Annotated in this window: 14 protein-coding genes; 10 read left to right on the forward strand and 4 right to left on the reverse strand. The window is 63.4% G+C overall.

The annotated features are described in order from the left end of the window. Positions 1-28: 28 nt before the first annotated feature. Together ACRCYW_RS04740 and ACRCYW_RS04745 are read right to left on the reverse strand one after the other, a co-directional pair. On the reverse strand, positions 29-583 hold the full coding sequence (locus tag ACRCYW_RS04740; RefSeq protein ID WP_438548996.1) for a DUF4256 domain-containing protein: 555 nt from the start codon (positions 581-583) through the stop codon (positions 29-31). 28 nt (positions 584-611) lie between these two features. Next, positions 612-1,571: a hypothetical protein gene (locus ACRCYW_RS04745; RefSeq protein WP_438548997.1), complete on the reverse strand. Its 960-nt coding sequence runs from the start codon at positions 1,569-1,571 to the stop codon at positions 612-614. 349 nt (positions 1,572-1,920) lie between these two features. Between ACRCYW_RS04745 and ACRCYW_RS04750 the strand changes: the two genes are divergently transcribed. The 5 genes from ACRCYW_RS04750 (at position 1,921) to ACRCYW_RS04770 (ending at position 6,694) form a co-directional block, all read left to right on the forward strand. After that, on the forward strand, positions 1,921-2,571 hold the full coding sequence (locus ACRCYW_RS04750; RefSeq protein ID WP_438548998.1) for a DedA family protein: 651 nt from the start codon (positions 1,921-1,923) through the stop codon (positions 2,569-2,571). 263 nt (positions 2,572-2,834) lie between these two features. Next, on the forward strand, positions 2,835-4,130 hold the full coding sequence (locus ACRCYW_RS04755) for a DEAD/DEAH box helicase (protein ID WP_438548999.1): 1,296 nt from the start codon (positions 2,835-2,837) through the stop codon (positions 4,128-4,130). 114 nt (positions 4,131-4,244) lie between these two features. Continuing rightward, positions 4,245-4,889: a DUF2913 family protein gene (locus tag ACRCYW_RS04760; protein ID WP_438549000.1), complete on the forward strand. Its 645-nt coding sequence runs from the start codon at positions 4,245-4,247 to the stop codon at positions 4,887-4,889. 285 nt (positions 4,890-5,174) lie between these two features. Continuing rightward, complete coding sequence (locus ACRCYW_RS04765) at positions 5,175-6,215, forward strand: M35 family metallo-endopeptidase (protein ID WP_438549001.1); 1,041 nt, start codon at positions 5,175-5,177, stop codon at positions 6,213-6,215. A 41-nt stretch (positions 6,216-6,256) separates the two neighbouring features. Continuing rightward, complete coding sequence (locus ACRCYW_RS04770) at positions 6,257-6,694, forward strand: protease (protein ID WP_438549002.1); 438 nt, start codon at positions 6,257-6,259, stop codon at positions 6,692-6,694. Here the strand turns inward: ACRCYW_RS04770 and ACRCYW_RS04775 are convergent. Continuing rightward, positions 6,691-7,677 (reverse strand): questin oxidase family protein, encoded by a 987-nt coding sequence (locus tag ACRCYW_RS04775; protein WP_438549003.1) that lies wholly within the window; start codon positions 7,675-7,677, stop codon positions 6,691-6,693. The genes ACRCYW_RS04770 and ACRCYW_RS04775 overlap by 4 nt on opposite strands. Positions 7,678-7,749: 72 nt before the next feature. On the opposite strand from ACRCYW_RS04775, the gene soxR reads away from it, so the two are divergent. The 5 genes from soxR (at position 7,750) to ACRCYW_RS04800 (ending at position 11,490) form a co-directional block, all read left to right on the forward strand. After that, positions 7,750-8,211 carry a redox-sensitive transcriptional activator SoxR gene (gene soxR / locus ACRCYW_RS04780; protein WP_438549004.1) on the forward strand — a complete coding sequence of 154 codons (462 nt, stop codon included), beginning with the start codon at positions 7,750-7,752 and terminating at the stop codon, positions 8,209-8,211. A gap of 68 nt (positions 8,212-8,279) precedes the next feature. Beyond that, positions 8,280-8,858: an O-methyltransferase gene (locus ACRCYW_RS04785; protein WP_438549005.1), complete on the forward strand. Its 579-nt coding sequence runs from the start codon at positions 8,280-8,282 to the stop codon at positions 8,856-8,858. 380 nt (positions 8,859-9,238) lie between these two features. Continuing rightward, positions 9,239-10,018: an amino acid ABC transporter substrate-binding protein gene (locus tag ACRCYW_RS04790; RefSeq protein ID WP_438549006.1), complete on the forward strand. Its 780-nt coding sequence runs from the start codon at positions 9,239-9,241 to the stop codon at positions 10,016-10,018. A gap of 36 nt (positions 10,019-10,054) precedes the next feature. After that, on the forward strand, positions 10,055-10,732 hold the full coding sequence (locus ACRCYW_RS04795) for an amino acid ABC transporter permease (RefSeq protein WP_438549007.1): 678 nt from the start codon (positions 10,055-10,057) through the stop codon (positions 10,730-10,732). Continuing rightward, the gene (locus tag ACRCYW_RS04800; RefSeq protein ID WP_438549008.1) at positions 10,729-11,490 is read left to right on the forward strand and encodes an amino acid ABC transporter ATP-binding protein; all 762 of its coding nucleotides are present in this window, start codon (positions 10,729-10,731) and stop codon (positions 11,488-11,490) included. The genes ACRCYW_RS04795 and ACRCYW_RS04800 overlap by 4 nt, the downstream gene beginning before the upstream one ends. 86 nt (positions 11,491-11,576) lie before the next feature. Here ACRCYW_RS04800 and ACRCYW_RS04805 read toward each other — a convergent pair whose 3' ends face one another. Beyond that, entirely contained in the window at positions 11,577-12,992 is a 1,416-nt protein-coding gene (locus ACRCYW_RS04805; protein ID WP_438549009.1) for an FAD-dependent oxidoreductase, read from the reverse strand. Between the last annotated feature and the right edge of the window lies 1 nt (position 12,993).

A 12,993-nucleotide genomic window follows, 5' to 3' on the forward strand; every position in this document is an offset into this window, starting at 1 on the left:
CTCTTGCGGTCGGACATCCACTTGGTACCTAGACCCGCACGCTGCCGCGAAAGCCTCTGGCGGCATAGTAGGATTGGGCGCCGTTGTGATACAGAAAGACGCTGTCGTAGCGGCAATCGCAGAACAGGGCCCCGCCGAGCGCTCTGATTTTCGCCGGTGTCTCTATCCAGCTCGATGTCTTGATATCGAATGTGCCGATGGTCTGCAGCGCCCGATACTCGCTTTCCGTGAGCAGGGCTATGCCCAACTGTGCGGCCATCTCGGTGGCACAACCCGCCGGTCGGTTCTCCTTCCGTGATTCCAGCCCTTTCCGGTCATAACAGAGGCTCCGGCGCCCGCTTGGGCTCTCGGCACTGCAGTCACAGAAGATAAATTGCCCGCTCTGGGGATCCTGGCCGATGACATCGGGCTCACCGCCAGTGCGCTCCATCTCATAAAGCGAGCGCAGTGGCTGCGGGCTGGCATCCAGCCTGGCGCGCACCTGTGACCAGGTGATCCCTTCGTGACGATTTGGGTAGCGCTCAAAGCGGGCCTGCAAGGTGGCGAGCAAGTCGTCAGTCTGTGCCTTGGTCAAGTTCGTCATGGGGTCTCCTGTGCCTGCGTCTGCGCCGTTAAAAACTCATCGCCAGCCCGACCGAGTAGCCACTGGTGTTGTTACTGAACATATAACGGGCAACGAGGCGGGTGCGGGTGACGAAGATGTCGTATTTGCTGCTGTCGAGTTCGAGCCCAAGGCCGAGGGAGTTGAGGCTGTTGAAGCCGAGCAGGCCGCGCTGCTCCCCCAGGTACTCGGTGCGGGCCGCCTCCAGCACGTAGCGCAGGGGGCGATCCAGCAGGGTCCAGTCCCACATGGGGGCGCGGCGGCGCAGGTAGAGCCCCAGGTTCTCCGCCTCGGCTTGGCCCGTGACGCTGGGGCTGGTGCCGGCGAAGCTCTGCAGGTGCTGATAGGAGTAGCGCAGCTCCACGTCGATGTCCTGGGGTTTGGAGAACAGCTCGTAGTCCAGCATCAGGGCGCCCCCCAGGCCGTAGACGTTGAGTCGGCCCCCATCGAGGAAGTCGAGGTTCTTGCCGGTCTTGTGCTGGATGAAGAGGGCTCCGAGGCGCAGATCGCTCGCCAGGGTGCCGAGGGTAAAGTTGCCGATGGGGCGCAGCACCAGATTGCCCCCCCATTTGTCCTTGTGCAGGGTGAAGTCCCAGCCTATGCCGCCGGTGGCGGTCAGGCTGTTCCACTTGGTGGGGATGGTGCGGGTGTCGGTGCCGTCGCTGAACACGAACTGGGGATCGTAGCGGCTGTAGCCCAGGGTGCCTTCCAGATAGATGGGGAAGTCCGCGCTCATGGTGGCGCCGCCCCCGAGCTGGGTGATGGTCAGGGCGGACTGTTCGCCGGTGCCGCCGCCTATGTCCAGGTTGCTGGCGGTGATGTCGGGCACCACCGTGTAGCTCATCAGGGAGACCACGGCATTGGCACGGCGCTGTACCAGGGATTCGTCGTCGGCATGGGCCGCGAGGCTGAGCAGTCCCAGACCGGCCAGGGAGAGGGTCTTGCTGTCAAAGAGAGGGGTCAACGCCATACCTAGCTCCGTGGGCATCCTCGTCCGATGAGGAGTCCTTACACTGTAATGGTTTTTGGCCGCCTTGGCAGCGGGTCATGGCGCCAACTGACTATATTCTTTGCCAAATCTCCAGCTGGATCAGCCCCTTGCCTGCCTGTGCGCCATCGCGCCTGCTGGGGTCGGCCCCTGTCCGCGAAAGCGCCGGGAAGCCCACATAAATCGCAGACATTAATTTATTGTTCAGTTCTGCGGGTGTATAACGGGCCTCCCACAGGGATAGATGGGGTCGCTATCAGGGAAGAATGGCCAGCTGGGGCCCTCGGGTCTCCATGACGGATGTGCAGTACGTTGATGGGAGTCACACCGGATGCAGGACATGCTGCTTGCCATATGGCATCAGGATTTTGATCAGCTTATTCAAATGCAAGCCATCGGTTTGCTCGTCACCTGTCTGGTGGTGATCCTCTTTCTCGAATCGAGTTTCGTGTTCCTGCCCCTGCCGGGAGACAGCTTGGTGCTGCTGGCCGGTGGCCTGGTGGGGATGGGGGTGCTCGGCCCCGAGGTGACTTTCCTCTACATGCCGCTCGCCGCCGGCCTCGGCAGCCTGGTGGCCTATGTGCAGGGGCATGCCCTGCACGGCACCTCCTTCATGGGGCATGTAGAGCGGATGATCCCGGAGGGGAGCCTGCCCAGGGCCTCCCGGCTGCTGGACAGATACGGCTTCTGGGCCATGTTCGTCTCCCGCTTCATCCCCTTCGTCAGGGTGCTGACGCCCATGCTGATGGGGGTCTCCCGCCTGCACCTGCCGAGGGTGATGGTGGCGAGCTTCGCCAGCGCCTTCCTCTGGGCCCTGGTGCTGAGCCTCATCGGCAAGTTCGTGATGGCGACCCCGGTATTGGCCAACCACCACGAGCTGATGACCAAGTGTCTGCTGGTGACCTCGCTCGCCCTCTTCGTCATTGCCGTCGCGGCCATCGGCATACGCCTGCTCAAGCGGCCGACCAACCGCGTGCGCTGACAGAGCATGCAAGCAGAGGGGGCCGGGGTGCCCCCTCTGCATTGATGACAGTCCGTTCCTCCCACGGGGATGGGGCGGCGTAAAAATAGAGACCATTTGAGGCGGCATTTGCCTCGCCTATCTGTTACACTTCGCGCCCGCGATTTCCGGCTCACACTCTGACTTGATGTCAGGCCCAGCCGTCCGTGGCCACTTGCCTCGCGATGCCGAGCCATCCATCCACTCAAGCCAATCACAGCCCAGCTGGAACACAGGAACCCAATATGAGATTTGAATCGTTCGATTTTGCCCCCGAGATTTTGCGCGCCATCTCAGATTGCGGTTATCAGGAGATGACCCCTGTGCAGCAGCAGGCGATCCCGACCATACGCCGTGGCCGCGACGTGCTGGCCAGCGCCCAGACCGGCACCGGCAAGACCGCTGCCTTCGCGCTGCCCATACTGCAACGCCTGCTGGACAATCCGGCACCGGTGCAGCCCTCCAACACCCGGGTGCTGATCCTGACCCCGACCCGCGAACTGGCGGCTCAGGTGGCGAGCAACATCAACGACTTCGCCAAGTACCTGGATATCAGCGTGCTGACCATCTATGGCGGCGGCAAGCAGGACGTGCAGGCCAAGAAACTCAAGGCGGGGGCTCACATCATAGTGGCGACCCCTGGCCGTCTGCTGGAGCACCTCACCGCCTGCAACCTCAGCCTCTCCGGGGTGGAGTGTCTGGTGCTGGACGAGGCGGATCGCATCCTCGACATGGGCTTCAGCGCCGATGTGCAGCAGATCCTGCAGGCCACCAACAAGGCGCGCCAGAACCTGCTGTTCTCCGCCACCTTCTCCGATGCGGTGCGAAAGCTCGCCAACCTGATGCTGGACAGACCGCAGATCGTCAGCGTCAACAAGCAGAACTCCACCGCCGACACCGTCAGCCACACCGTCTATCCGGTGGAGCAGAAGCGCAAGCGCGAGCTGCTCTCCGAGCTCATCGGCAAGCAGAACTGGCCCCAGGTGCTGGTGTTCGCCAGTACCCGCGAGAGCTGCGACGAGCTGGTGACCGAGCTGAACCTGGATGGCATCAAGTCCGCCGTGGTGCACGGGGACAAGGCCCAGGGCAGCCGTCGCCGCGCCCTGCGCGAGTTCACGGAAGGCAAGCTGAGGGTGCTGGTGGCCACCGAGGTGGCCGCCCGTGGTCTGGACATCCCGGACCTGGAGTACGTGGTCAACTATGACTTGCCCTTCCTCGCGGAAGACTATGTGCACCGCATCGGCCGTACCGGCCGCGCCGGCAAGAGCGGCATGGCCATCTCCTTCGTCAGCCGCGAAGAGGAGCGGACCCTGCTGGAGATCGAGGCGCTGATCGGCCAGAAGATCCGCCGCATCATGGTGCCGGGTTACGAGGTTAGCAGCCGGGACGATCTGATCAAGCAACTGCAGGAGCGCCGCCGCTTCGGCAAGCGCCCCCAGCGGGAAGACAACGCCGCCGCCCAGGCCATGGCCGAGAGCAAGCTGCAGGGTCAGCGCCTCAAGCGCCTGGCCGCCGCCAAGAAGCCGCGCCAGCCGAAATAAGGTGAGCATTGCCCCTCTCCCTCGTGAGGGGCTTTGGTATTCAAAGGCGCCGCTGGCGCCTTTGTGTTGTTGATGAGCCGGCTTCTGGCCCGCATCCAGTGTAAAGGACTCGTGATGACTACTCCCACCTACAATCAGGCCCTGTTCGACATGGCCAGCCAGAGCCTGGCCGAACTGGAACGCACCGCTTCCCAGAAGGCCGGCCAGCGCACCCCGGCTCAGGAGAGCCACTTCCTCTGTACCTGGATGGCGGACTCCCTCAAGGAGAAGCGCTTCTCCCGCCTGGTGATGGAAGACCTGAAGGCCTGGATCCAGCAGGGGCGCACCCTGGGGGCGGGCGCCGATCTGAAAGGATTGCTTGAGCGCATCGTCTGTCAGTACGGCCGCGCCATGAGCGAGCCGACGCAACTGGGGGCCAGGCTCGCCGCCCTGCTCGCCGAGTTGGAAGCGGCCGGTTGGTTAGTGTTTACCGACAGCGAACTGCAGGCGAAGTCGCGCTTGCTGAGCCAGGGCCAATCCAGTCTGGTTATCTCGGTCAGCGAGTACCAGGGGCATATCGAGGGCGGGGAGCTGCTCAAGCCCATCACCCTCTATGTGCGTGGTGACGAGACACAGCTGGCGGAGGGTGCCTTCAGGCACGGCCTGCTGCTGAGCCAGGGCAACAAGAAGACCACCCTGGTCAAGCATCACAAGGCCTACCGGCTGATGCCGGGCAATGCCCAGGGCGCGCTGGCGCTGCTGGCCCGGGTCAGTGACTGATCACCCCAGGTTTTTCCCATTGCATCCACCCCGGCCCGCGCCGGGGTTTTTTATGGGTCACAGGCTGCAAGGGGCCGGCGCTGTGGGCCATGGCGCACCCGCGCAGGCCCGTTTTTGTCGCAGCCTGGCGGAACAGGCCGGGTTCCCCCTTAGATGGGCGTCGTCCCCCATATGGAGGGATGGTGGCGCAAAATTTCTGCTCTAGGGTGAACAGGCCCCAAAGAGGGCCAAGGAAGTAAGGAAGCAAACCGCCTGATGGCGCAACTCAATGAATGAGGAAATCCGATGAAAGCAACTCCCATCGCCCTGCTGCTGGCCGGTATCCTGGCCTCACCGCTCTGCGCCGCCGCCCTCGATGCCCGCCTCTCCCTGGTGGACGGCAATGCCGAGGACGTGCGGGTCAACCTGACGCTGACCAACACAGGGGACAAGCCCGTTCGCCTGCTCAAGTGGCAACTGCCGGGCAGCGAGGACGCCCCCCTGTTTGTGGTGGAGCGCGACGGCCAGAAGGTCGGCTACGAGGGGGCCCTGATCAAGCGGGCGGCCCCGACCGACAAGGACTACCAGCTGCTCAAGGCCGGCCAGAGCCTGACCCTGCAGGCCGAGATCTCCGGCCTCTACGACATGAGCCTCCAGGGCCAGTACAGCATCCGTTATCAGCTGCCGACCCTGGCACAGGGCAGTGGCGGCGCCAAGGCCAAGCAGGCCCAGGCGAGTGAGTCCAACGCCGTCAGCCTCTGGGTGGAAGGGGTGAGCGACGAGCGGCTGCAGGCCAAGGCGGCCCCCCTGGCCGAACCCCAGGCGGTGACCGCCTCGGTGAGCTTCACCGGGCGCTGCACCAATACCCAGAAGAGCAACATTCTGACGGCTCTGGATGCGGCCAGCAGCATCACCAATAACTCAAGCACTTATCTGGCAGTGGATAAGCCCAGCGGTCAGCGTTATCGCAGCTGGTTCGGTGCCTATGATGCCTCTCGCTGGGATCAGGCCGAGGTGAACTTCAGCAAGATCAAGGATGCCATCGACAACAAGCCGCTCACCTTCGACTGTGGCTGCCAGCAGAGTTACTTCGCCTACGTCTATCCGGATCAGCCCTACAAGGTCTATCTGTGCAAGAGCTTCTGGACGGCCCCGGTCAACGGGACCGACTCCCGCGCCGGCACTATCGTCCACGAGCTGAGCCACTTCAACGTGGTGGCAGGCACCGACGATCTGGGTTACGGTCAAAGCAACGCCCGCAACCTGGCGAGCACGGATCCGTTGAAGGCGCTGAACAACGCCGACAACCACGAATATTTCGCCGAGAATACCCCGAGCGAAAATTGATGAATGATGGGGCCGAAAGGCCCCTTCTTGATGGAGGCACCATGATGTCGCTCTTGCTCACCACCCTTGCCCTCGCGGCCCCTTTGCAGTGCGAGCTGTCGGTCAAGGCCGAGAGCCCGGTGAACGAACCCCTGCCCTTGGTGATGACCTTGACCAACCTGGGGGAGGGGCCCATCGAGGTATTGAGCTGGTTCACCCCCTTCGAGGGCTGGTTTGCCGATGCCATCGACCTGCGCCTCGAGCAGAACCCCATTGCCTACAAGGGGCCGCTGGCCAAGCGCGGCGCCCCGGGTCCCGACGATTTCTTCATCCTGGGGGCCGGTCAGCGTAACAGGGCGGATGCGGATCTGACCCAGGTCTACGATCTGTCCCTCCCGGGCCAATACCATCTGAGCTATCGCCCCCACTCCCTGACCCTGACGCAAGGGGTGGCCCCCAGTTGCCCCGCCATCAGCTTCACCCGGGTGGCTGTGCCCTAAGCCACCCGCTCGCCTTCTGCCGCCAGCAGTCCCACCGCGCGGGCGGCCACCGCCAGGTAACGGGAGGGGTGGGTAGAACCCGTCTGTTCCCGCCAGCAGCAGTGCACCAGCTTGATCACGTGATCGTCCAGGCTCGCGATCGCCAACGGCAACACCTGCTCCCAATTCAGCCCTGAGACGTCCGGCCAGCGTTGGGGTCCCAGCCTTGGTGCCCCGACCGTGATAAAGGCCGCAGCCACCGCCTGCCACATCAGGGTCTGCCAGCGACCTCTGAGCTCAATGGGTAGATGACGGGCGACGATGGCGGCGGCCCGACTGCCGGTCACCAGGTGCAGCACGGTGAAGTTGCGGGTCTGCCAATAGAGGGGCAGGGCGGCCTCGGCCAGCTGTGCCAGCACATCGCCTCCGCCAGCCAGGCGGCGGGGCAGCGACCCTGGCCAGCGCGAGTCTGCCGCCACTTGGCGCAGGCGCGCAGTGATCCATTCACCCGGCCAGTGTGAGCCCTCCCATCGGGCAGACAGGCTCCCGAGCAGGGCGAAGATGTCTTGGCACTCGGGTCCCTCGCCAGCTGGCAATATCAGCGGCTTGCAGCGCCAGGCGGCCAGGGCTGCGGCCTGCTCCCCCAGATGGCCGTTCTCCAGGGCGCAGGCGAGGCGAATAAGCGGATGGAAAGCGCCGCCGGCGGGGGATAGGCCATCTTTCAGCAGCGCCTCGAAGGTGGTCAGCCAGCCTTCTTCGGCAATGCGGATGGCTAGCAGCTGGCGCAGTCGCACGAAGCGGGTTTCTTCCTCTTCGCCTTGATGGTTCAGCCCGGCCGGCAGGGCATGGGCGCTCTGCCAATGGGTGAAGAAGCGCCGCAGCTGAGACTGGGTCGCCCCCATCTCGTGCAGGGCGTGCAACGCCATGGGGCAGTGGTTGGTGGTATCGCGGCCATTGAGAGCGAAGGCCTGGTTCGCATCGAGCAGAGAATGCAGATAATCCATAATCGTTTGACTCCTTTTTTCGGGGGAGACAGGATTATGCAAGTTCAAGTTAACTTGAGATCAAGGACGAAGATGGATCGCAAATGGCTGGCCATCGGTCAGATAGCCAAGCGCTCGGGTGTCAACGCCAGTGCCCTGCGTTTCTACGAGCAGAAGGGATTGTTCGGCAGCGTGCGCAGCGAGGGAGGTCGACGGCTCTACCCCCAGGATGCACTGCGTCGCATCGCCTTTATCCGGGTGGCGCAGGGGGTGGGGCTGAGCCTTGGGGAGATCGCCGAGGCCCTGGCCGGGCTGCCCGATGGGCGCACACCGGATCGTCACGACTGGCATGGGATCGCCGGCCAATGGCAGGCGCTGCTCGATCGGCGCATCGAGACCCTGCAACTGATGAAGCGCAAACTCGGCGCCTGCATCGGCTGCGGCTGCCTGTCGCTGGAACACTGCGCCCTCTACAACCCGGGCGATCAGGCCGCCGCTATGGGGAGCGGTCCCCGCTATCTGCTGGGGGATCAACCGTCAGAGCGCGAGTACTGAGCATTATCAGGAAGAAAACCGGAGAGGCCTGGCCACGGCGCCTAGCCTTGTCACAACGAGGAGCAGAGATGGAACTGGAACGGCTTAAACGGGAGCTGGAGCTCTTTGGCGAGGAGAACGACAGGGCGCAGCAGGCACGCGGTCACAAGATGCTCAACATCACCAGGGACACCGGCGAGCTGCTGGCGGTGCTGGTACAGACGAGAGGTGCCCGGGAGGTGCTGGAGATAGGCACCTCCAACGGTTACTCCACCCTCTGGCTGGGGGAGGCGGTGCAAAGGCTGGGGGGCCAGGTCACTACCCTGGAGCGGGACGAGGGGAAGGTCGAGTTGGCCGCCCACAACTTCCGGCGCGCCGGCCTCGATACCGCCATCACCCAGTTGGTGGGGGAGGCCGATGCGCTGCTGCCCAACCTGCCGACATCGGGTTATGAGCTTGTCTTCTTGGACTCGGATCGCCAGCAATACCAGGCCTGGTGGCCAGAGATCCGACGCCTGCTCGCCCCGCGCGGCCTGCTGGTGGTGGATAACGCCATCTCCCATCAGGGGGAGATGCAGGAATGGATGGCAGAGGTTCGCCGGGATCCCGCGTTTATCACCTCCCTGGTACCTGTGGGCAAGGGGGAGTGGCTGATAGCCCACCTGTGAGCCACCTGTTGTGGTAAGCCGCCTCCCGACTCCCGTCACGTCCAATTCTCGCCTCGACAAGGGCAGTCGAGCGGCTGATCCGATAAAGAGCCCTGCGGCGCATTCCTGGCTGCAGGGCAATTAATAGCCCGCTTCGTGACACTCTTCGTTATCCATTCTTTCGCTAAATATCCCCATATTTCATGGTTTGGCTCGGGAATCTCCCGCGTTATGTTTTGTCCATGCCACCACGGCACCCTTTAAATAAATGAAGATGCGCCTCGAATAATATTAATTAAACGAAGCACTCCCGTGGTCAGGTTTCCTATATAGAGGTCATGGCTCCCGCCTGAATATCGTTGGCAAGCATTTTGATATTGATAAATATAACGAGGTGAATGATGAAAAAAATACGGTCCCTGTTTTTATTGGCGGCGCTGCCCATGGCTCTGATGAGCTCGGTGCAGGCACAGACCCAGTCCAGCCTTGCCGCCATCCAGAGCGCCGGGGTGATCAAGATAGGCACGGAAGGGGCCTACCCGCCCTTCACCTTCCACGACAAGAGCGGTAAGCTGGTGGGTTTTGACGTCGAGATAGGGGAGCTTATCGCACACGGTCTCGGGGTGAAGCCGGAATTTGTCGAGGGCAAGTGGGATGGCCTCATCGCCGGGGTGGATGCCAAGCGCTACGATCTGGTGCTCAACCAGATTGCCATCACCCCGGAGCGATTGAAAAAGTACGATTTTTCAGATCCCTATATCGCCTCCAAGGCGGTGGTGCTGGTTCACAGCGACAACGACGACATCAAGAGCTTCGCGGATCTGAAGGGCAAGACATCGTCCCAGTCCCTGACCAGCAACTTCGCCCAGCTAGCGAAGGCGTCGGGGGCCGAGGTGGTGGCGACCGAGGGGTTCAACCAGTCTCTCCAGCTGGTGCTGACCGGGCGGGTGGATGCCACCATCAACGACAGTCTCTCCTTCCTGGACTTCAAGAAGCACAAGCCGGACGCCAAGTTGAAGGTGGCGGCCAGCAGTGAGCAGGGGGAACAGTCCGCTGTATTGCTCGCCAAGGGGCAGCCCGAGCTGCTGGCGGCGGTCAACCAGGCCCTGCGCACCGCCAAGCAGGATGGCGCCTACCAGAAAGTCTCCCTGAAATATTTCGGTACCGACGTCTCGCAATAAGCACGCGGCCATCTCATCACGTTCGAGGTAATTAACGTGCCCCCCTGGTTACAGCTGGTTATCGACTCTTTTTGGCCCCTGCTCAGTGCGGGGCTTATTTTCACCGTTCCCCTGACGCTTATTACCTTCGTACTCGGCATCTTGCTCGGCTTCCTGCTGGCCCTGGCCCGCTTATATGGCCCGAGGCCCCTGGTCGTGCTGGTGCGCTTCTACGTCTGGCTTATTCGCGGCACGCCGCTGTTGGTACAGCTCTTTCTGATCTTTTACGGGCTGCCGAGTGCAGGCATAGTGCTGGATGCCTTCAGCGCCGCCGTCATCGGTTTCACCCTCAACATCGGCGCCTACAGCTCGGAAGTCATCCGCGCCACCCTGGCTGCCATCCCCAGGGGGCAGTGGGAGGCGGCCCACTCCATCGGCATGAGCTGGCCCCAGGCCATGGGACGGGTGATCCTGCCCCAGGCGGCGCGCATCGCTGTGCCGCCGCTCTCCAATACCTTCATCTCCTTGGTGAAGGACACTTCGCTGGCGGCGGCCATCACTGTGCCCGAGCTGTTCCAGGCGGCCCAGCGGCTCGCCTCCGTCACCTACGAGCCGCTCATCCTCTATGTGGAGACGGCCGTCATCTACCTGATGTTCAGCTCCGTGCTCTCCGCCTTGCAGGGCAGGCTGGAGCGCAGGCTGATCCACAAAGAGACCCGGGAGGTCGCCCCATGATCCGGTTGAGCGGTATCGAGAAACGGTTTGCCGGCCAGCCGGTGCTTAAAGGGGTGGGGCTCGAACTGGAAGCCGGCACGGTGACGGCGCTGATTGGCCCCTCCGGCAGCGGCAAGAGCACCTTGCTGCGCTGCGTCAACCTGCTGGAGCGGCCGGACGCGGGGTGCCTGGTGCTGGGGGAGAGCGATCTGGACTTCGCCCGACCGGTCTCCCGGGCCCAGGTGCTGGCCCTGCGCCAGCAGACCGGCATGGTGTTCCAGAGCTTCCAGCTGTTCCCGCACCTGACGGTGCTGGAGAACGTGATTGAGGGGTTGGTGACCGTGCTGAAGTGGCCAAGGGAGCGGGCGCTGATCCGTGGCCGGGAGCTGCTCGAGAAGGTGGGGCTCAGCCACAAGGCCGAGGCGGTGCCGGCAACCCTCTCCGGTGGCCAGCAGCAGCGGGTGGCCATAGCACGGGCCCTAGCGCCGTCACCCAGGGTGCTGCTCTGCGACGAGCCCACCTCGGCGCTGGATCCCGAGCTCGCCCAGGAGGTGGTGGCCGTGTTGCGCCAGCTCGCTCATGAGGGCACTACCATGCTCATCGCCACCCACGACCTGCGCCTCGCGGCCCAGATCGCCCAGCAGGTGATCTTTCTGGAAGCGGGGGAAGTGGTGGAGACGGGGAGCGCACACCAGATGTTCACCGCTCCCAGGCGAGGACGCACCCTGGCCTACATCTCTACCCTGACCGAGAGGCTGCCGGGGAGCTGGAGCATCTAGCGGAGCGGGCGAGAGGACTCTTCATATAAAAACAGCCCCGCGGTGCGGGGCTGTTTGCTTGGTGTATTGCTCGTCTGGACGGCAGCTTAAACGGCCAGGTAGTCCATGATCCCCTCGGCGGCCTTGCGGCCCTCGTAGATGGCGGTCACCACCAGATCCGAGCCACGCACCGCGTCGCCACCGGCGAACACTTTGGGGTTGCTGGTCTGGAAGGCGTAGTCCGCCTGCTCGGGGGCCTTGATGCGATCCCGGCTGTCGAGCGCTATGCCGTGATCGGCCATCCAGGGCTGGGGGTTGGGCTGGAAGCCGAACGCCATCACCACAGCATCGGCGGCCAGCACCTGCTCGGAGCCCTCGATCACCACCGGATTGCGGCGGCCGTTGGCATCGGGGGCGCCAAGCTCTGTGCTCACCACTTTGATACCGCAGGTGCGGCCATGGGCATCCAGTTCCACCCCGATGGGCTGCAGGTTGAACATAAATTCCACCCCCTCCTCCTGGGCGTTCTTCACCTCCCGCTTGGAGCCCGGCATGTTCTCGGCGTCCCGGCGGTAGGCGCAGATCACCCGATCGGCCCCCTGGCGGATGGCGGTGCGCACGCAGTCCATGGCGGTATCGCCGCCGCCGAGCACCACCACCTGCTTGCCGGCGAAGTCGATGTAGTCGGCCTGGGCCTTCTCGAAGCCCAGCAGGCGGTTGGCGTTGGAGATGAGGTAGGGCAGGGCGTCGTAGACTCCCGGCGCCTCTTCGTTGGCAAAGCCGCCCTTCATATATTTGTAGGTGCCGACCCCGAGGAAGACGGCATCGAACTCGCCCAGGAGGTCTGCGAAGGTGATGTCACGGCCCACCTCGGTCTCGAGCCGGAATTCCACCCCCATGCCCTCGAAGATCTCGCGCCGGCGCTGCATCACCTCTTTCTCCAGCTTGAAGGAGGGGATGCCGAAGGTGAGCAGGCCACCGATCTCCGGGTACTTGTCGAACACCACTGGTGTGACGCCGTTGCGGGCCAGGACGTCTGCGCAGGCGAGGCCAGCGGGGCCGGCACCGATGACGGCGACCCGCTTGCCGGTCTTGACCACCTTGGAGAGATCCGGGCGCCAGCCCATCTCGAACGCCTTGTCGGTGATGTACTTCTCGATGTTGCCTATGGTCACGGCGCCGAAGCGATCGTTGAGGGTACAGGCCCCCTCACAGAGGCGATCCTGCGGGCAGACGCGGCCGCACACCTCGGGCAGGCTGTTGGTCTGATGGGAGAGCTCCACCGCCTCCAGGATGCGTCCCTCGTTGGCGAGTTTTAGCCAGTTGGGGATGTAGTTGTGCACCGGGCACTTCCACTCGCAATAGGGGTTGCCGCAGTCGAGGCAGCGATCTGCCTGCATGCCGACCTGGGCCTGGTTGAAGGGCTCGTAGATCTCCACAAACTGGATCTTGCGGATCTTGAGTGGCTTCTTGGGCGGGTCGACCCGCTGGACGTCGATAAACTGGAATACGTTTTGGCTCATA

The sequence above is a fragment of the Aeromonas sp. genome, assembly GCF_051657805.1.
Lineage (GTDB): Bacteria > Pseudomonadota > Gammaproteobacteria > Enterobacterales > Aeromonadaceae > Aeromonas.

Bases quoted from the DNA above. Each gene is read 5' to 3' on its own strand.
- ACRCYW_RS04770 (WP_438549002.1), top strand. From the start codon at position 6,257: ATGATGTCGCTCTTGCTCACCACCCTTGCCCTCGCGGCCCCTTTGCAG.
- ACRCYW_RS04745 (WP_438548997.1), bottom strand. From the start codon at position 1,571: ATGGCGTTGACCCCTCTCTTTGACAGCAAGACCCTCTCCCTGGCCGGT.
- ACRCYW_RS04785 (WP_438549005.1), top strand. From the start codon at position 8,280: ATGGAACTGGAACGGCTTAAACGGGAGCTGGAGCTCTTTGGCGAGGAG.
- ACRCYW_RS04740 (WP_438548996.1), bottom strand. From the start codon at position 583: ATGACGAACTTGACCAAGGCACAGACTGACGACTTGCTCGCCACCTTG.
- ACRCYW_RS04755 (WP_438548999.1), top strand. From the start codon at position 2,835: ATGAGATTTGAATCGTTCGATTTTGCCCCCGAGATTTTGCGCGCCATC.
- ACRCYW_RS04805 (WP_438549009.1), bottom strand. From the start codon at position 12,992: ATGAGCCAAAACGTATTCCAGTTTATCGACGTCCAGCGGGTCGACCCG.
- ACRCYW_RS04775 (WP_438549003.1), bottom strand. From the start codon at position 7,677: ATGGATTATCTGCATTCTCTGCTCGATGCGAACCAGGCCTTCGCTCTC.
- ACRCYW_RS04800 (WP_438549008.1), top strand. From the start codon at position 10,729: ATGATCCGGTTGAGCGGTATCGAGAAACGGTTTGCCGGCCAGCCGGTG.
- ACRCYW_RS04790 (WP_438549006.1), top strand. From the start codon at position 9,239: ATGAAAAAAATACGGTCCCTGTTTTTATTGGCGGCGCTGCCCATGGCT.
- soxR (WP_438549004.1), top strand. From the start codon at position 7,750: ATGGATCGCAAATGGCTGGCCATCGGTCAGATAGCCAAGCGCTCGGGT.
- ACRCYW_RS04765 (WP_438549001.1), top strand. From the start codon at position 5,175: ATGAAAGCAACTCCCATCGCCCTGCTGCTGGCCGGTATCCTGGCCTCA.
- ACRCYW_RS04750 (WP_438548998.1), top strand. From the start codon at position 1,921: ATGCAGGACATGCTGCTTGCCATATGGCATCAGGATTTTGATCAGCTT.
- ACRCYW_RS04760 (WP_438549000.1), top strand. From the start codon at position 4,245: ATGACTACTCCCACCTACAATCAGGCCCTGTTCGACATGGCCAGCCAG.